We start from the raw sequence: 22050 nt of genomic DNA on the forward strand, positions 1-22050 counted from the left end.
CACACGGCCCGACAGGGGTCAACGCGTCGAAATCGCACGGCAATCGCCGGCTCGGCCGGCCGCACATTCCTGGCCGGCCGCAGCGGCCGTTCTCCCCGCCGTCCGGCGCCGATATGCTGGCGGCCACCCCGGGGGGCATCAGGGGCAAGGAGCACTGCGATGGATTACGTCAAACTCGGCCGGACCGGCCTCGAAGTCTCGCGTTTGTGCCTCGGCTGCATGAGCTACGGCATGCCCGACCGCGGCAGCCATCCCTGGTCGCTGAACGAGGAGGCGAGCCGGCCGTTCATCCGCAAGGCGCTGGACCTCGGCTTCAACTTCTTCGACACGGCCAATGTCTATTCCGACGGCACCAGCGAGGAGATCGTCGGCCGCGCGCTGAAGGATTTCACCAAGCGCGAGGACGTGGTCATCGCCACCAAGGTGTTCAACCGCATGCGGCCCGGCCCGAACGGCGCGGGCTTGTCGCGCAAGGCGATCATGACCGAGATCGACGCGAGCCTGCGTCGGCTCGGCACCGATCATGTCGATCTCTACCAGATCCATCGTTTCGACGAGGCGACGCCGATCGAGGAGACGCTGGAAGCGCTGCACGACGTGGTCAAGGCCGGCAAGGCGCTCTATATCGGTGCGTCCTCCATGCACGCTTGGCAGTTCACCAAGGCGCTCTATCTCGCCGAGCTGAACGGCTGGACCCGCTTTGCGACCATGCAGAACTATGTCAATCTGCTCTACCGCGAGGAGGAGCGCGAAATGCTGCCGCTCTGCCGCGAGGAGGGCATCGGCGTCATTCCCTGGAGCCCGCTCGCCCGCGGCCGGCTGACCCGCGACTGGGACGAGACAAGCGCCCGCTCCGAGACCGATGCCTTCGGCAAGACGCTTTATGCCGCGACCGCCGACGCCGACCGCAAGGTGGTGGAAGCCGTGGCGCAGGTCGCGAAGGCCCGTGGCGTACCGCGCGCGCAGATCGCCCTCGCCTGGGTGCTGGCGAAGCCGAGCATCACCGCGCCGATCGTCGGTGCCACCAAGCCGCAGCATCTCGACGATGCGGTGGCCGCGCTGGCCGTGAAGCTCGAGCCCGACGAGATCGCCGCGCTCGAGGCACCCTATGTGCCGCATGCGGTGACCGGCTTCCGCTGACACCGGGCGAAGCCGTTTGCGGCCGGATCGGCGCGGCGCCCGCCGCCGCGCCCGTCCTTGTCTTGTCTCTTGTCCGGTCGGCCGGGCCTGCATTTATTGTGGAGACGCGCCACTTGCCGTACCGGCGCCCTGGCGTTCTCTCTATGGTCGCGCCTCCCCGGAATCGTGACGGAATCATCATGCAGACGGAACAGAAGATCGCGGCCACCATCGCCTCGGAAATCGGCGCCGGCGCGGCGCAGGTCACGGCGGCGGTGGCGCTTCTGGACGAGGGCGCGACCGTGCCCTTCGTCGCGCGCTACCGCAAGGAAGCGACCGGCGGTCTCGACGACACGCAACTGCGCAACCTCGCCGAGCGGCTCGCCTATCTGCGCGAGCTGGAAGCGCGCCGGGCGGCAATCTTTCAGGAGATCACCGGCCAGGGCAAGATGAGCGACGAGCTCGCGCTCAGGATCGCCGGCGCCGCCACCAAGGCCGAGCTCGAAGACCTCTATCTGCCCTATCGGCCGAAGCGCCGCAGCAAGGCGGAGATCGCCCGCGAGCGCGGCCTCGGGCCGCTCGCCGAGGCGCTGCTCGCCGATCGCTCGCTCGATCCGCGCGCCGCGGCGGAAGCCTATGTCACCGGCGAGGTCGCCGATGTGAAGGCCGCTCTCGACGGGGTGCGCGACATCATTGCCGAACAGCTCGCGGAAAATGCCGACCTGCTCGGCAACCTGCGTGAGCATATGAAGGCCAATGCCGTGGTGACCTCGACGGTGATCGAGGGCAAGGCCGAGGCGGGCGCCAAGTTCTCCGACTATTTCGCCTATTCCGAGAAGTGGTCGACCGTGCCGAGCCACCGTGCGCTCGCCATCCTGCGCGGCCGCAACGAGGATATTCTCACGGTGGCGATCGAGGTCGACGCCGACGTGCCCGCGCCGAACAAGCCGGTGGAACTGAAGGTGGCGGCGGCGCTCAAGGTCGGCAATGGTCCGGCCGATGCCTGGCTGCGCGAGGTCGCCGGCTGGACCTGGCGGGTGAAACTGTCGCTGCAGCTCTCGCTCGACCTGATGCGCGAGCTGCGCGAGCGGGCCGAGGAGGAGGCGATCCGGGTCTTCTCGCGCAACCTGAAGGATCTGCTGCTCGCCGCGCCCGCCGGCGCGCGCCCCACGCTCGGCCTCGATCCCGGCATCCGCACCGGCGTGAAGGTCGCCGCCGTCGACCGCACCGGCAAGCTGGTCGACACGGCGACCATCTATCCGTTCCAGCCCAAGAACGACGTGCGCGGTGCCCAGGCCGAACTCGCCAAGCTCATCGTCAAGCACAAGATCGAACTCATCGCCATCGGCAACGGCACGGCGAGCCGCGAGACCGAGAAGCTGGTCGCGGATCTCCTTGCCGATATCCCCGCGCCGAAGCCGACCAAGGTCATCGTCTCCGAAGCCGGCGCCTCGGTCTATTCGGCTTCCGAGGCCGCTGCGGCAGAGTTTCCCGGGCTCGATGTATCGCTGCGGGGGGCGGTATCGATCGCCCGCCGCCTGCAGGATCCGCTCGCCGAGCTCGTCAAGGTCGAGCCGAAATCGATCGGCGTCGGCCAATACCAGCACGATGTCGACCAGACGCGGCTCGCCCGCGCGCTCGACGCCGTGGTCGAGGATGCGGTCAACGGCGTCGGCGTCGACCTCAATACGGCCTCGGTTCCGCTGCTGACCCGGGTGTCGGGGCTCGGACCGTCGATCGCCGAGGCGATCGTCGCGCGCCGCAACGCCGAGGGGCCCTATGCGAGCCGCGCCGACCTCATGGCCGTGCCCCGGCTCGGCGCGCGGACCTTCGAGCAATGCGCCGGCTTCCTGCGCATCCGCGACGGGGTCGAGCCGCTGGACGCTTCCTCGATCCACCCGGAAGCCTATCCGGTGGCGCGCAAGATCGTCAGCGCCTGCGGCCGCGACATCCGTTCCCTCATGGGCGACGGCGCGACGCTGCGCAAGCTCGACCCCAGGCTGTTCGTCGACGAGCGCTTCGGCCTGCCGACGGTCAAGGACATCCTCGCCGAATTCGAGAAGCCGGGCCGGGATCCGCGGCCGGACTTCAAGACCGCGACCTTTGCCGAGGGCATCGACGACATCAAGGACCTGAGGCCCGGCATGCAGCTCGAGGGCACGGTCACCAATGTCGCCGCCTTCGGCGCCTTCGTCGACATCGGCGTCCATCAGGACGGGCTCGTGCATGTATCGCAGCTTGCCGACCGTTTCGTGAAGGACGCGCACGAGGTCGTCAAAGCCGGCGACGTCGTCAAGGTCCGGGTGCTGGAGGTTGATGTCGCGCGCAAGCGGATCAGCCTGACCATGCGCCGCGACGGGCAGGGCGCCGATCGCGCTGCCGATCGCATGGCCGACCGGTCGCGGCCGCAGGGCGGCAAGGGTGGCTACAGCGGCAAGCCGGCGGGCAGCAGGTCGGGCGAGCGGGATGCAAAGCCCCAACAGGGGGCGCTCGGCGCGGCGCTGGCCGAGGCGATGCGCCGGCGCTGATGGCGGCGAGGGCAGGCGATCGGCGATCGCCCGCCCTGCCGGAAGCCGGGAAGCTTGGCCGGCGCCTAGATTTCCTTGGCGTCGAGATGCCTGTAGAGCGGCAGGGCGAAGGGGGCGATACGCCGGATCAGGGGCTGGAACGGCTGTGGTTTCGGTTCCGACAGCGGCAGGCCGAGCTTGTCGAGGGACACGGCCTGGGTCGCCCGGGCAAGCTCCCGGCCGAGCGAGACCGACAAGGCCACGGCCCGGCCGTTGCAGCCGGTCCAGGCGAAGCCGTTCGGGCCGAGCCGATGGATTCGCGGAAAACCCGGCACCTGCGGCTTGAACACGCTGTCGGGCGTCATGCCGACATAGCCGGACCAGACGAAGTCGAATTCGACGTCGCCGATCTGCGGCCAGAGCCGCTTCAGCCGTTCGGCCACCTGCGGCCTGAGATTGGCCCCGCCGGGGCCCGGCAGCATGGCGGCGCCGCCGGTCACCAGCCGGTTGCGGGCGTCCCAGCGCGCGAAATAGAGTTCGCGATGGGTATCCGACATGGCCTGGCGGTCGGGAATGATGGTCTTCGCGATATTGTCGCTGATCGGCCGTGTGGCCATCTGCCAGGACAGGACCGGGATCACCTCCTGCGCGATCTCGGGGGCAAGGCCAGCCTCGAACTCGCCGGTATAGGCGTTGGTCGCGAGCACCAGGGCGCGCGCGGTCACCGAGCCGGCCGCAGTCTTCACCACCCAGCGGTCATTGGCATAGGCCATGCTGGCGGCCGGCGAGCGGGCATAGATCACCGCGCCGAGCCTCAGGGCGACCTCGGCGAGGCCGCGCGCCAGCGCCAGCGGGTTGATATGGCCGCCCGTGCGGTTCCAGAAGCCGCCGAACCAGGCGTCCGAGCCGAGCATCCGGCTCATCGCCGCCCGGTCGAGAAGCTCCACCGGCGCGCCGATGGCGGACCATTCCTTCACCCGCTTTTCGGCGATTTTCATGCGCCCGGGCGAATGAACCGGCTGCACCCAGCCGGCCTGCTCGGCTTCCGCGGGGATGGAATATTTGCGCACGACGTCGAAGAGGTAGTGGGCGCTGTCGCGCAGCACGGCGTTGAACCGCTCGCCGGCTTCGCCGTGGCGCGCCACCATGGCGGAGGGGTCGTGGCCCGACAGGGTCGGGATCACCTGGCCGTTGTTGCGCCCGGACGCGCCCCAGCCGGGCTCCGCGGCTTCGACGACGGTGACCTCGACACCCATCTCGCGCAGGTGGATCGCCGTCGAAAGCCCGGTAAAGCCGGCGCCGATGATCACGACGTCCGTGCTGACCGGACCCTCGAGCGCGGGCAAGGCCGGGCCGGGCGGCGCGGTGGCCGCCCACAGCGAAGGCGGCCAACTGACCGGAGCGGTCGACGTGGACGACTGGGGCATGGATGTTCTTCCGCTGTTATGACTATGATGCATGAAAGCCGCGCGCGCGGCTGGTCACAAGGTCGCCGGCCGCATGGCCGTCCCCGTTTGGTGTCGGGCTGCATAGCATCATCAGTCTTTCCATCAAAACGGGATATTTTTTCTTCATTTTGGCTATGTTGTAGAATTTTTTGAACTTTCTGTGCTATTTTTATGACCGCTATTGAAATAAAACACTACGGCGCGATATGTCTTGGCTGGGGGCGGCGAGCGCTCGGCTGAGCCGGGCGCGCCGATCCCGCATCGGGGCGGGCCGGCATGACGCGCGGCCGCCCGTTCATGGAACAGGGGGCGAGCCATGCCGCTCAAGCACATTCTGGGCGCCGACCACGTTGTCGTCGCGGTCCGCGATCTCGATGCCTCGGCCGCCGAGTGGAAGCGGCTGGGCTTCACCGTGTCGCCGCGTGGCACCCATTCGCCGCAGATGGGGTCGGGCAACTATACGATCATGTTCGGTGAGGATTACCTGGAACTGCTGGGCGTGCTGGCCGAGACCGATCAGAACAAGCCGACCCGCGACTTTCTCGCCAAGCGCGAAGGCATCGAGCGCACCGCCTTCACCACCGACGACGCCGCGGCCGGTGCCGCCGAGCTGAAGAGCCGCGGCCTCGAGCCGCTCGGGCCGGTTCATTTCGGCCGTCCGGTGGAACTGCCCGGCGGCGGCACCGGCGAAGCGCGCTTCAACGTGTTCCGCTGGCCGCTCACCGAAAATCCGGGCGGCATGCGCATCTTCGCCTGCCAGCACCTGACACGCGACACCGTCTGGATCCCGGAACTGCAGCGCCACGCCAATGGCGCGACACGCATCGTCCGCGTCGAGGTCCTGAGCGCCGATCCCAAGGCGTCGGCGGCGCATCTGAGCCGCCTGATCGACGAGCCGGTCCAGGCCGAGGCGGGCGGCAGCTATCGTGTGCCGTCGGGCAAGAGGCGCGCCGATTTCGTCTTCTACGACGCGGCCGGCCTCGCCGCGCGTTATCCGGAGGCCGTGCGCCAGGGCGCGGCCGCGGAAGGCGCCGTGGCCATCGTGCTCGGCACCGACGATCTCGCCAAGGCGCGCGCAGTGCCGGGCACGGTCGCGCATGACGGCGCCGCGTCGGTGCCGGCGGGCGCCGCCAACGGCGTCATCGTCAGCTTCGTTCAGGCCTGAGCCCACGGTTCAGCCGAAGCCGCTCCTCGATTGACGGGCCACGGCCCGTCTCTCATCGTCACGACCGATCCGCCGCTCCCAGGAGACCCGTCTATGGACTTCACCCGCCGCGCCGCGCTGATGACCAGCGCCGCCATCGCTTCCAGCGTCCTGTTTCCGGAGCGCTCCTTCGCTCAGGCGACGCCGCGCCGGGGCGGGGTCTTCACGGTCCACTACGCGGCCGAGCAGCGCCAGCTCAATCCGAGCCTGCAGGCCTCGACCGGCGTCTATATCATCGGCGGCAAGATCCAGGAGCCGCTCGTCGATCTCGACGCCGAGGGCCGCACGGTCGGCGTCCTCGCCGAGAGCTGGGAAGCCGCTCCCGACGGCAAGACCATCACCTTCAAGCTGCGCCAGGGCGTGACCTGGCATGACGGCAAGCCGTTCACCTCGGCCGACGTCGCCTTCACGGCCATGGAGATGTGGAAGAAGATCCTCAACTACGGATCGACCCTGCAGCTCTTCCTCAACGCCGTCGATACGCCCGACCCGCACACGGCGGTGTTCCGCTACGAGCGGCCGATGCCACTCAACCTCCTGCTGCGCGCGCTGCCCGATCTCGGCTACGTCTCGCCGAAACATCTCTACGAGAATGCCGGCGACATCAGGCAGAACCCGGTCAATCTCGCGCCGGTCGGCACCGGGCCGTTCAAGTTCGTCCAGTATGAGCGCGGCCAGCACATCATCGCCGAGCGCAATCCCAACTACTGGCGCCCGAACGCGCCCTATCTCGACCGGATCGTCTGGCGGGTGATCACCGATCGCGCGGCGGCCGCCGCGCAGCTCGAAGCCGGCCAGATCCATTACAGCCCGTTCTCGGCCCTGTCGATTTCCGACATGGCGCGGCTTGGCAAGGATCCGCGCTTCATCGTCTCCACCAAGGGCAACGAGGGCAATGCCCGCACCAACACGCTGGAGTTCAATTTCCGGCGCAAGGAGCTCTCTGACATCAAGGTGCGCCAGGCGCTGGCGCATGCGATCAACGTGCCGTTCTTCATCGAGAACTTCCTCGGCACTTTCGCCAAGCTCGGCACCGGCCCGATCCCCTCGGTCTCGACCGACTTCTATCCGGGCGCGGACACTCCGCAATATCCCTACGACAAGGCCAAGGCGATCAGGCTGCTGGACGAGGCCGGCTACAAGCCGGGCGCCGGCGGCACGCGCTTCTCGCTGCGCCTCCTGCCTGCTCCCTGGGGCGAGGATGTCTCGCTGTGGGCGACCTTCATCCAGCAGTCGCTGTCCGAGGTCGGCGTGCGCGTCGACATCGTGCGCAACGACGGCGGCGGCTTCCTCAAGCAGGTCTATGACGACCACGCCTTCGACCTGGCGACCGGCTGGCACCAGTACCGCAACGATCCGGCCGTCTCGACCACCGTCTGGTACCGTTCCGGCCAGCCGAAGGGCGCGCCCTGGACCAACCAGTGGGGCTGGACCGACCCCGTCATCGACAAGATCATCGACGATGCCGCGACCGAGGTCGACCCGGTCAAGCGCAAGGCGCTCTATGCGGACTTCGTCCGGCGCGCCAATGGCGAACTGCCCATCTGGATGCCCATCGAGCAGATCTTCGTCACCGTGATCAACGCCAAGGCGCGCAACCATTCCAATACGCCGCGCTGGGGCTCGTCGAGCTGGCACGACCTCTGGCTGGCGGAATGACCGTCTTGGCTCATGTGATCTGCAGCGCGGGAACGCAAACGTTGGAATCGGACCGCTAGCTGATGCGTATCCTTCGTCTCGCGGGGCGGCGCCTTGCCGCCTCGATCCCGACCCTCCTGCTGATCCTGATCGGCGTCTTCCTGCTGCTGCAGTTCGCGCCGGGCGACACGGTCGACGCGATGATGGCCCAGATGGGCGGCGGCGACGCGGCCACCGCGCAGGAGCTGCGTCGGTTCTACGGGCTCGATCTCTCGGTCTCGGCCCAGCTCGGCAACTACCTCTGGCGCCTGGTCCGCTTCGATCTCGGCTTTTCCGCCATCTACGGCAAGCCGGTGGCGACCGTCATCGCCGAGCGCCTGCCGGCGACCCTGCTCCTGATGACGGCCGCATTGTCCTTTGCCTTCTTCTTCGGCCTCGTCTTCGGCGTCATCGCCGCGCGCGGGGTCAACAAGTGGCCGGATACGCTGATCTCCAGCCTCGGCCTCATCTTCTATGCGACGCCCTCGTTCTGGTTCGGCCTGATGGCGATCGTCGTCTTCTCGGTCTACCTGCAATGGCTGCCGGCCGGCGGGCTCGAAGACATCACGGTGGTGCAGACCGGCTTCTGGCGCACCCTCGACATCGCCCACCACCTGGTCCTGCCGACGCTGACGCTCGGGCTCATCTTTCTCGCCATCTACCTGCGCATCATGCGCGCCTCGATGCTCGAAGTGCTGAACCTCGACTTCGTGCGCACGGCGCGTGCCAAGGGGCTCGACGAGACGAGCGTCGTGGTGCGCCATGTCCTGCGCAATGCGCTGCTGCCGATGGTCACCCTCATCGGCCTGCAGGCCGGCACGATGCTTGGCGGTTCGGTCGTGGTGGAGAGCGTGTTCTCGCTGCCCGGGCTCGGCCGTCTCGCTTATGAATCGGTGGTCCAGCGCGATCTCAACACCCTGCTCGGCATCATCTTCGTCTCGGCGCTGCTGGTGATCGCGGTGAACTTCGTCGTCGACCTCCTCTATGCCCGGCTCGATCCGCGCATTTCGGCGGAGGGCTGAGATCATGGCCTTCCTGAAGTCCTATTTCCGCAGCCCGCCGGCGGTGGTCGGCCTCATCCTGCTCGTCCTGGTGCTGGCCATGGCGGCGAGCGCCGGCTGGCTCTATCCGCGCGATCCGTTGAGCCTCGCCGGCCGGCCGCTGGTCTGGCCGTTCGAAAATCCGCGCTTCCTGCTCGGCACCGACAATTCCGGCCGCGACATCGCGGCGCAGATCTTCCACGGCGCGCGCATCTCGCTCCTGATCGGCCTCGTCGCGACCGGCATCGCTGTCGCCATCGGCATCGTCATCGGTTCGCTCGCCGGCTATTACGGCGGCCATGTCGACAACGCGCTGATGCGCGTTACCGAGGCCTTCCAGACCCTGCCGAACTTTCTGCTCCTGCTGGTCCTGGTGGCGGTGTTCGGCTCGACGCTGGCAACGGTGACGATCGCCATCGGCGTCGTCTCCTGGCCGGCGCCGGCGCGGCTGACCCGGGCCGAGTTCCTGTCGCTGCGCAACCGCGAATTCGTCCAGGCCGGCCGCACGCTGGGCCTCAAGGACGTCAAGCTGATCTTCGGCGAGATCCTGCCGAACGCCCTGCCGCCGGTCATCGTCTACGCCAGCGTCGTCATGGCGGTGGCGATCCTCCTGGAAAGCTCGCTCGCCTTCCTGAAGCTCTCCGATCCCAACGTCGCCTCCTGGGGCAATCTCATTGGCCTCGGCCGCGACGTGCTGCGCGTGCAGTGGTATGTTTCGGCCATTCCGGGCGTCGCCATCCTCATCACCGTGCTCGCCGTGTCGCTGGTCGGCCAGGGCCTCAACGATGCGCTCAATCCAAGGCTCAAGGGCAAATGAGCGCGCTTCTGACCCTCGACAATGTCAGCGTGCGGCTGCCCAAGGGCGCCGACCGCAGCCATGCCCTGCAGGACGTGACGCTTGCCGTCGCGGCGGGCGAGATCCTCTGCGTCGTCGGCGAATCGGGCTCGGGCAAGTCGATGACCGCCAATGCCGTGATGCGCCTGCTTCCGGGTGGAGTGGCCATCGACGGTGGCCGCATCCTGTTCGACGGGCGGGACCTTGCCGAGGTCGACGAGGCGGAGATGCGCCGCGTGCGCGGCGCCGGCATCGCCATGATCTTCCAGGAGCCGATGACTGCGCTCAATCCCCTGCGCAGCATCGGCGACCAGATCGGCGAGATGTTCAAGGTGCACACCGGGCTCGGCAAGGCCGAGATCGCCGAGCGGGTCCTCAGCCTGCTCGAAGAGGTGCGCATCCCCGATCCGAAACAGGCCGCCAGGGCCTATCCGCACGAGCTCTCCGGCGGCCAGCGCCAGCGCGCCATGATCGCCATGGCGCTGGCGCTCGATCCCAAGGTGCTGATCGCCGACGAGCCGACCACCGCGCTCGACGTCACCACCCAGGCGCAGATCCTGGAGCTGATCCGCGACCTGCAGCGTCGCAAGGGCACGGCGGTCCTCTTCATCACGCACGATTTCGGCGTGGTCGCCGAGATCGCCGACCGGGTCGCGGTGATGCAGCATGGCAGGATCGTCGAGCAGGGGCCGGCCGAGGCGATCCTGTCGCGGCCGCAGCACCCCTACAGCCGGCAACTGATTGCCGCCGTGCCGCCGCTCACCGCGCCGCCGGCCCGCCCGCTGTCGGACGAGCCGATCATGACGATCGAGAACGTCTCGAAGACCTATCGCAACGGCGGTTTCTTCGGCCGCGGCGCGCGCGTCACCCATGCGGTCAAGAACGCCTCGCTCGTGCTGCCCAAGGGCGGCACGCTCGGCATCGTCGGCGAATCCGGCTCGGGCAAGTCGACGCTCGCCCGCTGCCTCGTCCGCCTCATCGATCCCGACAGCGGCCGGATCGTGCTGAACGGCCGCGATCTCGCCTGCCTTTCGCGCGAGGAGATGCGCGCCGAGACGCGCCATATCCAGATGGTGTTCCAGGATCCCTTCGCCTCCCTCAACCCCCGCCGCAAGGCGGGAGAGCTGGTGGCGCAGGGCCCGATCGTCCACGGCATGCCGCACGACAAGGCGCTGGCCCGGGCACGCGAGCTCTTCACCCTGGTCGGGCTCGACCCGGCAGCGACCGACCGCTTCCCCCACGAATTTTCCGGCGGCCAGCGCCAGCGCATCGGTCTTGCCCGCGCGCTCGCCCTCGAGCCGGATGTGCTGGTGGCCGACGAGCCGGTCTCCGCCCTCGACGTCTCGGTGCAGGCGCAGGTGCTGAAGCTGCTCGGCGAGCTCCGCCAGAAGCTCGGCCTGTCGATCGTCTTCATCACCCACGACCTGCGCGTCGCCGCCCAGGTCTGCGACCTCGTCGCGGTGATGAAGAGCGGCGAGGTGGTGGAGACGGGTCCCGTGGCAGAGGTCTTCGGCAACCCGCAGCATCCCTATACCCAGGCGCTGCTCGCCTCGATCCCGGGGCGCGACTTCAGCCTTGCGCGCGAGCCGGTGACGGCCTGAGGGCGGCATTTCGGCGTCTCGCGCGGGGGGCGGGGGCAAGCTAAGCTCGTGGCGACATTGGGGGCCGAGATGTTGCATCTGACCAGCGAGGAATGGGTCGCGATCGAGCTGTCGCTGCGTGTCGCCTTCTGGGCGACCGCCGCGGCCCTGCCGGCGGGGATTGCGCTCGCCTTCCTGCTCGCCCGCAAGCAGTTCTGGGGCAAGGCCGTCCTCGACGGGCTCATCCATCTGCCGCTGGTCCTGCCGCCTGTCGTCACCGGCTACATGCTGCTGCTCACCATGGGCCGGCGCGGGCCGGTCGGGGCCTTCCTGGCCGAACATTTCGGCATCGTCTTCTCGTTCCGCTGGACCGGCGCGGCGCTCGCCTGCGCGGTCATGGGCTTTCCCCTGCTGGTGCGGGCGATCCGCCTGTCGATCGAGGCCGCCGACGTGAAACTGGAGCAGGCCGCATCCACCCTCGGCGCCAATCCGGTCGGCGTGTTCTTCACCGTCACCCTGCCGCTCGCGCTGCCCGGCATCCTGGCCGGCATCGTCCTGTGTTTTGCCAAGGCGCTCGGCGAGTTCGGCGCCACCATTACCTTCGTGTCCAACATACCAGGCGAAACCCAGACCATTTCGGCGGCGATCTACACCTATACCCAGGTGCCCGGCGGCGATGCGGCGGCGCTCCGCCTCACCGTGATCGCGGTCGTGGTCGCGCTCGCCGCCCTCGTCGTCTCCGAATGGTTCGCCCGGCGCGCCGGCGCCCGCCTGCACGGAACCTGACGTCCAGCATCCAGCCGGGCCTCGGCCGCGCGGCTGGCTTGCGATATCGAAGGCGAGGGGCCAGTGTTCAGGGCCAAGCCGGCCTTGCTATGGTCCCGGCCGTCACGTCATCGCGTTCGAGCAGCCCATGGTCGACATTGCCACCCGCGTCTACAATCATACGTGGAAACTCGATCCGATCATCCGGTCGCTGCTCGATTCCGACTATTACAAATTCTCGATGCAGCAGCTCATCCGGCGCTTCTATCCGGATGTGACGGCGACCTTCGCCTTGTCCAACCGCACCACCACAGTGCGGCTGGCCGACGACATCGACGAAACCGAGCTGCGCGCCCAGCTCGACCATGCGCGTGAGCTGCGCTTCACGCCGCGTGAGCTGATCTGGCTTGCCGGCAACACCTTTTACGGCCGCGAGCGCATTTTCGGACCGGATTACCTCGCCTACCTCAAGGATTTCCGGCTGCCGGACTATGAGCTGACCAAGCGCGAGGGGCAGTATGAGTTGCGCTTCGCCGGCCAGTGGGCCGCCACCACCATGTGGGAGGTGCAGTCGCTCGCCATCATCAACGAGCTGCGCGCCCGCGCGATCATGCGCGACCTGTCCAAGCTCGAGCTCGACATCCTCTACGCCAATGCCAAGGCCAAGGCCTGGGACAAGATCAAGCGGCTGCGCCGGCTGAAGGACGAGGTCGGCGTGCTCAAGATCTCCGATTTCGGCACGCGCCGCCGTCACGGCTATCTCTGGCAGCAATGGATGCTGGAGGCGCTGGCCGACGCGCTGGGTCCCGAGGTCTTCACCGGCACGTCCAACATGAAGCTTGCCATGGATCTCGGCCTCGAAGCCATCGGCACCAATGCCCATGAACTGCCGATGGTCTATGCGGCGCTCGCCGAGACCGACGCCGAGCTGCTCGCCTCGCCCTACCGGGTTCTGGAGGACTGGGCCCGCATCTACGACCAGAACATGCGCATCATCCTGCCGGACTGCTTCGGCAGCGAGCATTTCCTGGCCCATGCGCCCGACTGGGTCGCCGACTGGACCGGCGCGCGCCCCGATTCCAAGGAGCCGATCGAGGGGACGGAAGAGCTGATCCGCTGGTGGTCGCTCAAGGGCCGCGACCCGACCAAGAAGCTGGTCATTCTCTCCGACGGCATGGATATCGATTCGATCGAGGCGACGGCTCGCCATTTCAAGGGACGCGTGCGCATCGGTTACGGCTGGGGCACCAACCTCACCAACGACTTCAAGGGCTGCATGCCCAATGGCGATGCCGACGCGCTGGCGCCGATCTCGGTCGTGTGCAAGGTGGTCGAGGCCAATGGCCGGCCGGCGGTCAAGCTCTCGGACAACCCCCTGAAGGCGACCGGTCCGCGCGAGGAGATCGAGCGCTACCGCCGCATCTTCGGCGTCGCCGGCATGAAGGCGCAGCCGGTTCTGGTGTGAGCGGCAGCGCTCTCAGGCGCGATCGGCGGCGCTGAGGAGCGCATCCAGCAAAGCATGCCGAACAGCGGCAAAGGGATTGACGACGGTCGCTCCGCCCCAGGTGAAACCGTCCTGCAGGTCTTCCGACAGGAGCAGCCGGCAGCCGGCCTGCGAGGCAGCCGAGAGGATGACCGCGTCCCAGATTGCAAGATGGTGGTCGCTTGCAAGGTCGACAGCCGCTTGCATGACATCAGCAGATGTGTCGGTGACAGCGAAAGCGTCGCGCCAACTGAGAAGCGCGCCCCGCGCCCGGGCTTGAGACCATCCAGCCTTACGGACGAGAACGTGGAACAGTTCCCCGAGTACCTGCACGGGAATGATGGCGGTATCGGCCGGAAGGCGCCGCAGCACGTCGAGGGCTATTGCGCGCTTGTCGGCGCCGTTGATGCCTTCGGCATAGACCAGAAGATTGGTATCGAGTGCGACCTTCATCAGGTCCGCTCGTAGAGCTCGTCGCGGCTCCATCGACCAATATCGATAAGAGGCTGGTCTTCGAGCCGAGCCAGGAGCGCGTCGCGCGTCGTGGCTGTCAGATCCGGCTGCCGGCCCGGGGGTACAATGCGCGCGACAGGTCGGCCGTGGCTGGTGACCAGATAGCTTTGCCCCTCGCGAACATTGCGCAAAATGGCCGAAAAATTGCGGTTGGCTTCGGCTGCTGAAACGGCCTCATCCATGATGACCTCGATAAAAGTAGTTATATTGCCTACTATAACGTCGAGGCGACGGTTTTCAAGATATCTTTTCGCGACGGCGGCTGGCTTGACCGTTGCGCCGCCCACCCCTCACTCCGCCGCCTGATCGAACGTGCCCTTGGCGTGTCGCTTCGGCTTGGCCGCCACTTTCAGCGCCTCGAAATCGGCCCGGTCCTTCACCGCATTGCGCAGCGCCTGGTCCTTGCCCGGCAGGTATTGCGGCGGCTGATGGATGTCGATGCCGTACCAGGCGGCCGCCTTCAGCATGAAGGAGGGATCGGCAAGGTGCGGCCGGCCGAGCGCCACGAGATCGGCGCGTCCGGCGGCGAGGATCGTGTTCATCTGGTCGGCGCTGGTGATGTTGCCGACGCACATGGTGAGGACATCGGCTTCGTTGCGGATGGCATCGGCGAAGGGCGTCTGGAACATGCGGCCATAGACGGGCCGCGAGGCCGGCGAGGTCTGGCCGGTGGAAACGTCCACGAGGTCGATCCCGGCTTTCGCGAAGGCGCGGGCGATGGCGATCGAGTCGTCGGCTGTCAGGCCGTCCTCATGCCAGTCGGTGGCCGAGATGCGCACCGACATCGGCCGGTCGCTCGGCCAGGCGTCGCGTATGGCGCGGAACACGGCGAGCGGGAAGCGCAGCCGGTTGTCGAGCGAGCCGCCATAGGCGTCGGTGCGCTTGTTGGTCAGCGGCGACAGGAAGGAGGCGATCAGGTAGCCGTGGGCGGCGTGCATTTCCAGCATGTCGAAGCCGCAGCGCGCGCCGCGCGTCGTCGCCGCGACGAATTCCGCGATGATCCGCTCCATGCCGGCTTCGTCGAGCTCCGTCGGCACCTGGCTGTCGGGGTAGTAGGGCAGGGGCGAGGCCGAGACGAGCGGCCAGCCGCCTTCTGCAAGCGGCCTGTCCATGCCCTCCCACATCAGTCGGCTCGCGCCCTTGCGTCCGGCATGGCCGAGCTGAAGGCAGATCTTGGCGCGCGAGTGGCCGTGGACGAAATCGACGATGCGGGTCCAGGCCGCCTCCTGCGCGTCGTTCCAGAGGCCGGTGCAGCCGGGGGTGATGCGGGCATCGGGCGCGACGCAGGTCATTTCGGTATAGAGGAGGCCGGCGCCGCCGACGGCGCGCGCGCCGTAATGCACGGTGTGCCAGTCATTGGGCAGGCCGTCGACCGCCGAATACATGCACATGGGCGAGACGACGGCCCGGTTATCGAGCGTCATGCCGCGCAGATGGAGCGGCTGGAACAGCGGCGGCCGCGGTGCCGCGAGATCGGCGCCGGCAACCGTCTCGGCGAACATCCGGTCGACATCGGCGACGAAGTCGGGCGCGCGCAGGCGCAGATTGTCATAGGTGATCGCCTTCGAGCGCGTCATCAGGCCGAAGGCGAACTGGCGCGGATCCATGTCGGCGAAACGGTCGAGATGCTCGAACCAGACGAGCGAGACGTCGGCCGCGTGCTGGGTGCGCTCGACCTCTTCGCGCCGGTCGTTTTCGTAGGCCGCGAGCGCCTCCGCCACGCTGCCCTTGGCCCGGAACGCATCGAACAGGGCAATGGCGTCCTCCATGGCGAGCTTGGTGCCGGCGCCGATCGAAAAATGCGCCGTGCCCTTGGCGTCGCCCATCAGCACGACATTGTCCTTCACCCAGCGGCGGGTGCGGATCATCGGGAACTGGCGCCAGAGCGAGCGGTTGGTGATCAGGGGATGGCCGGCGAGCTCCTCGGCGAAGATGCCTTCGAGGAAGCGCGCCGAGGCCTCCTCGTCGAGCTTGTCGAGGCCGGCGCGGGCAAAGGTGGCAGGATCGGTTTCGATCACCCAGGTCGAACGGCCAGGCTCGTACTGGTAGGTATGGGCGATGAAGATGCCGTGCGGCGTCTCGCGGAAGAAGAACGTGAAGGCGTCGAGCGGCCGGGTCGAGCCCATCCAGGTGAACTTGTTGGGCCTCAGGTCCACTTCGGGCTGGAAATGGTCGCGATGCGCCTCGCGGATGCGCGAATTGATCCCGTCCGCGGCGACCACCAGGTCGTAGCCGGCAAAGGCCGAGAGGTCGGGTTCGACCTCGGTCTCGAACTGCAGCGTCACGCCGAGCGCCCGCGCCCGGCGCTGCAGCAGGATCAGCAGCGTCTGGCGCGAGCAGCCGCAGAAGCCGTTGCCGCCGACCCGGTGGACGGTGTCGCGGAAGTTGATCTGGATGTCGTCCCAATAGGCGAAGTGGTCGGTGATCGCCCGGTAGCTTTCGGCGTCGTAGCGCTCGAAAATGTCGAGGGTCGCGTCGGAGAAGACCACCCCGAAGCCGAACGTGTCGTCGGCCTTGTTGCGCTCGAACACGGTGATCTCGGCCGAAGGGCGCCACTGCTTCATCAGGCAGGCGAAATAGAGCCCGCCCGGTCCGCCACCGATGACCGCGATCCGCATGGGGTGCCTCCTCGACAAGCCGGTTCGAACGCCGCTTCCCGGTCTGAAAATTATTTTAAGCCTAAAATAAATTCCGGCAAGCGGGCAGCACCCTCTTGCTCCGAAATATTTTAAGCTTAAAACAAATGGTGGGAGGTCGTGATGGTCGTTTCCAGCTCTCCGGATCAGTCCCAAGAAGCCCGCCTCGAACACCACCGCCATCCGGCCGGCAAGCGTGCGCTGGTGACCGGCGGCGGTCGCGGCATCGGGCGTGTCATCGCCCGCGACCTGACGCGCGCTGGCGTGCACGTCACCATTCTCGGCCGCACGGCGCAGAGCCTTTCGGATGCCGTGGCGGCGGGCGATGCGTGCGCCTTCGCTGTCGCCGACGTCACCGATGCGACGGCGCTGGAGGCAGCGGTCCGCACGGCGGAGGCCGCCGGGCCCATCGACATTCTCGTCAACAATGCCGGCCATGCCGAGACCGGGCCTGCCAAGCGCCTGGAGCGCGGCCTGTTCGACCGGATGATCGCGGTCAATCTCACCGCAGCGTTCGAAGCCATCCGCCTGGTCCTGCCTGGCATGCTGGCGCGCGGCCGGGGTAGGATCATCACGATCGCTTCGACCGCCGGGCTCACCGGCTATCCCTATGTCGCCGCCTATTGCGCCGCCAAGCACGGCGTCGTCGGCCTCACTCGCGCCCTGGCCAAGGAGGTCGCGACGTCAGGCGTCACCATCAATGCGGTGTGCCCGGGCTTCACCGAGACCGATCTCGTCGCAGGATCGATCGAAACCATCGTCGCCAAGACCGGCCGCACGCCGGATGCGGCGCTCGCCGACCTCACCCGCTCCATGCCGATCGGCCGCCTGATCAGGCCGGAGGAAGTCGCCCATGCCGTGCTCTGGCTCGCCTCCGACGAGGCGGCCGCGGTGACCGGCCTCGCCTTGCCGATTGCCGGCGGCGAGATCGCCTGAGTTCGATCCTTTCAGAAGAAACGCCCGAGGAAGCCCGCCATGCACACCATCCCGCACCGCCAGCGTCTCGCCGACTGGAAGGCCAGCCATTTCCTCTGGGAGGTGAAGGACAAGGTCGCGACCATCACGCTGAACCGGCCGGACCGGAAAAATCCGCTGACCTTCGAGAGCTATGCCGAGCTCGGCGATCTGTTCCGCGCGCTCGCCTTCGACACCGAGATCAAGACCATCGTCGTGACCGGCGCCGGCGGCAATTTCTGCGCCGGCGGCGATGTCTTCGAGATCATCGGCCCGCTGACCGAACGCGACATGCCGGGCCTGCTGCAGTTCACCCGCATGACCGGCGAGCTCGTGAAGGCGATGCGCGCCTGCCCGCAGCCGGTCATCGCCGCGGTCGACGGCATCTGCGTCGGCGCCGGCGCCATCATGGCCATGGCCTCGGACATGCGGATCGGCACGCCGCGGGCCAAGGTCGCCTTCCTGTTCAACAAGGTGGGCCTGGCCGGCTGCGACATGGGCGCCTGTGCCATCCTGCCGCGCCTGATCGGCCAGGGGCGGGCCTCGGAACTGCTCTATACCGGCCGCATGATGGGCGCCGAGGAGGGCCTTGCCTGGGGCTTCTTCAACCGGCTGGTCGCGCCCGAGGCCGTGCTCGCCGAGGCGACCCAGCTCGCCGACGAGATTTCCGCCGGCCCGACTTTCGCCAATGGCATCACCAAGCGCATGCTGCACATGGAATGGACCATGTCGGTGGATGAGGCGATCGAGGCCGAGGCCATGGCCCAGGCGATCTGCATGGACACCCAGGATTTCCGCCGGGCCTTCGAGGCTTTCGCGGCCAAACAGAAGCCCGTCTTCGAGGGAAACTGACCATGGCCACCGGCCCATTGGGCGCGCCTGCCGGTCCGATCCGGCGGTGCTCCGACGATTTCCGCAGCATCGGGGGAGGCTGCTGACATGCTCGGTTCCGATATTCTCGACCTGCCGTTCTTCGACGAGGCACACCGCGCCTTTGCCCGCCGCCTTGCCGCCTGGGCGCGCGAGACGGTGCCGCCGCTGGTCGACCATCACGATGTCGACGGTTCCTGCCGGCGTCTCGTGGCAGCGCTCGGCGAAGCCGGGTTCCTGGCCGCCTGCGTGCCCGGTGACCAGGGTGGGCTGCGCGAAGGGCTCGACGTGCGCACCCTCTGCATCGCCCGCGCGACGCTCGGCTATGTCGACGGCCTCGCCGATTTCGCCTTCGCCATGCAGGGCCTCGGCACCGGCCCGATCTCGCTGTTCGGCACGGCCGAGCAGAAGGCCGCCTGCTGCCCCTCCGTGCGCAGCGGCCATGCCATCGCCGCCTTCGCCCTGTCGGAGCCCGATGCCGGCTCGGACGTCGCGGCCATGACCACCAGCGCGACGCGGGTCGGCGCGCACTATCGGCTCGACGGGTTGAAGACCTGGATCTCCAACGGCGGCATTGCCGACTGCTATGTCGTTTTCGCACGGACCGGCGAGGCGCCGGGTGCGCGCGGCCTTTCGGCCTTCATCGTGCCGGCCGACACGCCCGGCCTCGCCATAGCCGAGCGTATCGACGTCATTGCGCCGCATCCGCTGGCGACCCTGAAATTCGACAATTGCCTCGTTCCGGCCGGCGCCATGCTGGGCAAGCCGGGTGACGGCTTCCGCATCGCCATGGCGACCCTGGACGTGTTCCGCTCGACGGTCGCCGCCGCCGCTCTCGGCATGGGCAACCGCGCGCTGGCCGAGGCGACGGCAAGGGCGGTGAAGCGGCAGATGTTCGGCGCGCCGCTCGCCGATCTTCAGCTCACGCAGGCTTCGCTCGCCGATTCCGTCGCCGAGCTCGAGGCCGCGAGCCTGCTGATCTTCCGCGCGGCCTACGCCAAGGACCAGGGCAAGCCCCGCATCACCAAGGAGGCGGCGGTCGCCAAGATGGTGGCGACCGAGAATGCCCAGAAGGTGATCGACCGCGCCATCCAGGTCTTCGGCGGCCTCGGCGTCAAGAAGGGCGAGAAGGTCGAGGAGCTCTACCGCGATATCCGGGCCCTGCGCATCTACGAGGGGGCCACAGAGGTCCAGAAGATCGTCATCGCCCGCGCGCATCTCGCCGAGCATGCCGCGGCCGCCGAGGGGGGAAAGCGCTGATGTCCGCCCATTCCGCACATGTCGACGATTTCGCCGCCCGCGGCCTGCCGCCGGCGAGCGCCCAGCCGGTGTTCCTGTTCGACCGGCCGGAGCTGCAGTATCCCGAGCGGATCAACTGCGTCACCGATTTCGTCGACAGCCATGTCGCCGCGGGCCGGGGCGAGCGCCTGGCGATCCTGGCGCCGGGCGGACTTGCCTGGACCTATGCCGATCTCGCTGACCACGTGAACCGCATCGCCAATGTCCTGACCGGCGAGCTCGGTCTCGTGCCCGGCAATCGGGTGCTGCTGCGCGCGCCCAACAATCCGATGATGGTTGCGGCCTATCTCGCGGTCATCAAGGCCGGCGGCATCGTGGTGGCGACCATGCCGCTGCTGCGCGCCAAGGAGCTCGGCGCCATCGCCGCCAAGGCCGAGATCGGCCTGGCGCTCTGCGACGATCGCCTGACCGCCGAGCTCGGCACGGCCGGCGCCCTGCTGGCGCCGCTCCGGCGGGTGGTCGGGTTCGGCGAGCTCGCCGAGCGCGCGGCGAAGGCTTCCGCCGACTTCGCCGCGGTCGACACATCGGCCACCGACATCTGCCTGTTCGGTTTCACCTCGGGTACGACGGGCACGCCGAAATGCACCATGCACGGCCATCGCGATCTCCTGGCGATCTGCGACGCCTATGGCCGCAACGTGCTGAAGGCCGAGCCCGACGATCGCTTCATTGGCTCGCCGCCGCTCGCCTTCACCTTCGGTCTCGGCGGCCTGGTGCTGTTCCCCTTCCGCGTCGGCGCCTCCACCGTGCTGATCGAAAAGGCGCCGCCCGCTGAACTGCTGCCGGCGATCGCGGCCTATCGGCCGACCGTCTGCTTCACCGCGCCGACCGCATACCGGGCGATGATCCCGATGCTGAAGGATCACGACTGGCGCTCGCTGAAGAAATGCGTCTCGGCTGGCGAGGCGCTGCCGAAGGCGACCTTCGATGCCTGGAAGGAGGCGACCGGCCTGCAATTGATGGACGGCATCGGCGCGACCGAAATGCTGCACATCTTCATCGCCGCGCCGCAGGAGCTGATCCGCCCGGGGGCGACCGGGCTTCCCGTGCCGGGCTACCAGGCCAAGGTGATCGGTCCCGACGGCGAAGACCTGCCGGCCGGCACGCCTGGACGTCTGGCCGTGCGCGGCCCGACCGGCTGCCGCTATCTCTCCGACGAGCGCCAGGCCCGCTACGTGATCGACGGCTGGAACGTCACCGGCGACACCTATCTGGTCGATCCGGAAGGCTATTTCTGGTACCAGGCGCGCAGCGACGACATGATCATCTCGGCCGGTTACAACATTGCCGGCCCCGAGGTCGAGGCTTGCCTGATGAGCCATCCGGCCGTGGCCGAATGCGGCGTCGTCGGCCAGCCCTGTCCGGAACGCGGCACAGTGGTGAAGGCCTATGTGGTGCTGAAGCCGGGCTTTGCGCCGGGCAAGACGCTCGCCGAGGAACTCCAGGCCTTCGTCAAGGCCGAGATCGCGCCTTACAAATACCCCAGGTCGATCGCCTTCGTGGACCAGTTGCCCCGCACGGAGACCGGCAAGCTGCAGCGTTTCGCGCTGCGCGAGATCGCGGCGCGCGATGCCGCCTTGACCCCTGGGGCGAGTTGAAATGATGACCAGGCCGACCACGCCCGTCCCGACGATGCGAGCGGCGGAGTTGATGATATGACCAAGCCGACCACCCCCGTCCTGTCCTTCTCCATCGCCGACGAGGACGAACGTCCCGTCACCCTCAATCCGCCGGGCTGGCCGGTACCGCGCGGCTATGCCAACGGCATGGCGGCCAAGGGCCGCGTCGTGGTGACCGGCGGTGTCGTCGGCTGGGACGTGATGGGCAATTTCAAGCCCGATTTCGGCGACCAGGCCCGCCAGTGCTTCGACAATATCAGGGCGATCCTCGCCGAAGGCGGCGCGAGCCCGCACCATATCGTGCGCCTGACCTGGTATGTGACCGACGTCGAGGAATATCTGGCGCATCTGAAGCCGCTCGGACGGGCCTATCGCGAGATCTTCGGCCAGCACTATCCGGCCATGGCCGTGGTGCAGGTGGTGCGCCTCGTCGAAAAGGCGGCCAAGATCGAGATCGAGGCGACCGCCATCGTTCCCGAATGAGGCTCGCCGGCGAGCCGC

The 22050-nt window shown here is 67.8% G+C and carries 18 protein-coding genes; 14 read left to right on the plus strand and 4 right to left on the minus strand.

The annotated features are described in order from the left end of the window. The first annotated feature begins 159 nt into the window (after positions 1 to 159). Together OZ671_RS05315 and OZ671_RS05320 are read left to right on the plus strand one after the other, a co-directional pair. Positions 160 to 1140, plus strand: coding sequence for an aldo/keto reductase (locus OZ671_RS05315; protein WP_268859763.1), 981 nt, complete (start codon positions 160 to 162; stop codon positions 1138 to 1140). Between the two features lie 176 nt (positions 1141 to 1316). Continuing rightward, positions 1317 to 3647, plus strand: a complete 2331-nt coding sequence (locus OZ671_RS05320) for a Tex family protein (RefSeq protein ID WP_442957055.1) — start codon at positions 1317 to 1319, stop codon at positions 3645 to 3647. A 65-nt stretch (positions 3648 to 3712) separates the two neighbouring features. Here OZ671_RS05320 and OZ671_RS05325 read toward each other — a convergent pair whose 3' ends face one another. Beyond that, positions 3713 to 5053: an NAD(P)/FAD-dependent oxidoreductase gene (locus OZ671_RS05325; RefSeq protein WP_268859765.1), complete on the minus strand. Its 1341-nt coding sequence runs from the start codon at positions 5051 to 5053 to the stop codon at positions 3713 to 3715. A gap of 337 nt (positions 5054 to 5390) precedes the next feature. On the opposite strand from OZ671_RS05325, the gene OZ671_RS05330 reads away from it, so the two are divergent. The 7 genes from OZ671_RS05330 (at position 5391) to OZ671_RS05360 (ending at position 13640) form a co-directional block, all read left to right on the plus strand. Next, positions 5391 to 6239: a VOC family protein gene (locus OZ671_RS05330; RefSeq protein WP_268859766.1), complete on the plus strand. Its 849-nt coding sequence runs from the start codon at positions 5391 to 5393 to the stop codon at positions 6237 to 6239. Between the two features lie 93 nt (positions 6240 to 6332). Next, positions 6333 to 7937 carry an ABC transporter substrate-binding protein gene (locus tag OZ671_RS05335; protein ID WP_268859767.1) on the plus strand — a complete coding sequence of 535 codons (1605 nt, stop codon included), beginning with the start codon at positions 6333 to 6335 and terminating at the stop codon, positions 7935 to 7937. A 62-nt stretch (positions 7938 to 7999) separates the two neighbouring features. Beyond that, a complete protein-coding gene (locus tag OZ671_RS05340; protein WP_268859768.1) occupies positions 8000 to 8977 on the plus strand; it encodes an ABC transporter permease in 978 nt (325 codons plus the stop codon). A gap of 4 nt (positions 8978 to 8981) precedes the next feature. After that, positions 8982 to 9812, plus strand: a complete 831-nt coding sequence (locus OZ671_RS05345; protein WP_268859769.1) for an ABC transporter permease — start codon at positions 8982 to 8984, stop codon at positions 9810 to 9812. Beyond that, positions 9809 to 11431: an ABC transporter ATP-binding protein gene (locus OZ671_RS05350; RefSeq protein ID WP_268859770.1), complete on the plus strand. Its 1623-nt coding sequence runs from the start codon at positions 9809 to 9811 to the stop codon at positions 11429 to 11431. The genes OZ671_RS05345 and OZ671_RS05350 overlap by 4 nt, the downstream gene beginning before the upstream one ends. A gap of 69 nt (positions 11432 to 11500) precedes the next feature. Beyond that, positions 11501 to 12196 carry a molybdate ABC transporter permease subunit gene (gene modB, locus OZ671_RS05355; RefSeq protein WP_268859771.1) on the plus strand — a complete coding sequence of 232 codons (696 nt, stop codon included), beginning with the start codon at positions 11501 to 11503 and terminating at the stop codon, positions 12194 to 12196. Positions 12197 to 12323: 127 nt separating this feature from the next. Further along, a complete protein-coding gene (locus tag OZ671_RS05360) occupies positions 12324 to 13640 on the plus strand; it encodes a nicotinate phosphoribosyltransferase (protein ID WP_268859772.1) in 1317 nt (438 codons plus the stop codon). Between the two features lie 12 nt (positions 13641 to 13652). Here the strand turns inward: OZ671_RS05360 and OZ671_RS05365 are convergent, their stop codons facing one another. From OZ671_RS05365 to OZ671_RS05375, 3 genes are all read right to left on the minus strand, one after another. Further along, positions 13653 to 14111, minus strand: a complete 459-nt coding sequence (locus OZ671_RS05365; RefSeq protein ID WP_268859773.1) for a PIN domain-containing protein — start codon at positions 14109 to 14111, stop codon at positions 13653 to 13655. Continuing rightward, positions 14111 to 14353: a type II toxin-antitoxin system Phd/YefM family antitoxin gene (locus OZ671_RS05370; protein WP_268859774.1), complete on the minus strand. Its 243-nt coding sequence runs from the start codon at positions 14351 to 14353 to the stop codon at positions 14111 to 14113. The genes OZ671_RS05365 and OZ671_RS05370 overlap by 1 nt, the downstream gene beginning before the upstream one ends. 108 nt (positions 14354 to 14461) lie before the next feature. Beyond that, entirely contained in the window at positions 14462 to 16789 is a 2328-nt protein-coding gene (locus OZ671_RS05375) for a bifunctional salicylyl-CoA 5-hydroxylase/oxidoreductase (RefSeq protein WP_268859775.1), read from the minus strand. 141 nt (positions 16790 to 16930) lie between these two features. Here OZ671_RS05375 and OZ671_RS05380 point away from each other — a divergent pair, with 141 nt between their 5' ends. The 5 genes from OZ671_RS05380 to OZ671_RS05400 all read left to right on the plus strand — a co-directional run bounded on the left by OZ671_RS05380 (position 16931) and on the right by OZ671_RS05400 (position 22032). Beyond that, positions 16931 to 17743, plus strand: coding sequence for an SDR family NAD(P)-dependent oxidoreductase (locus tag OZ671_RS05380; protein WP_268859776.1), 813 nt, complete (start codon positions 16931 to 16933; stop codon positions 17741 to 17743). Positions 17744 to 17782: 39 nt separating this feature from the next. Then, a complete protein-coding gene (locus OZ671_RS05385) occupies positions 17783 to 18613 on the plus strand; it encodes an enoyl-CoA hydratase family protein (protein WP_268859777.1) in 831 nt (276 codons plus the stop codon). A gap of 87 nt (positions 18614 to 18700) precedes the next feature. After that, entirely contained in the window at positions 18701 to 19891 is a 1191-nt protein-coding gene (locus tag OZ671_RS05390) for an acyl-CoA dehydrogenase family protein (protein ID WP_268859778.1), read from the plus strand. Next, positions 19891 to 21528: an AMP-binding protein gene (locus OZ671_RS05395; RefSeq protein WP_268859779.1), complete on the plus strand. Its 1638-nt coding sequence runs from the start codon at positions 19891 to 19893 to the stop codon at positions 21526 to 21528. The genes OZ671_RS05390 and OZ671_RS05395 overlap by 1 nt, the downstream gene beginning before the upstream one ends. A gap of 57 nt (positions 21529 to 21585) precedes the next feature. Continuing rightward, complete coding sequence (locus OZ671_RS05400) at positions 21586 to 22032, plus strand: RidA family protein (RefSeq protein WP_268859780.1); 447 nt, start codon at positions 21586 to 21588, stop codon at positions 22030 to 22032. The last annotated feature ends 18 nt before the right edge of the window (positions 22033 to 22050 follow it).

The organism is Phreatobacter sp. AB_2022a (assembly GCF_026847585.1).
GTDB lineage: Bacteria > Pseudomonadota > Alphaproteobacteria > Rhizobiales > Phreatobacteraceae > Phreatobacter.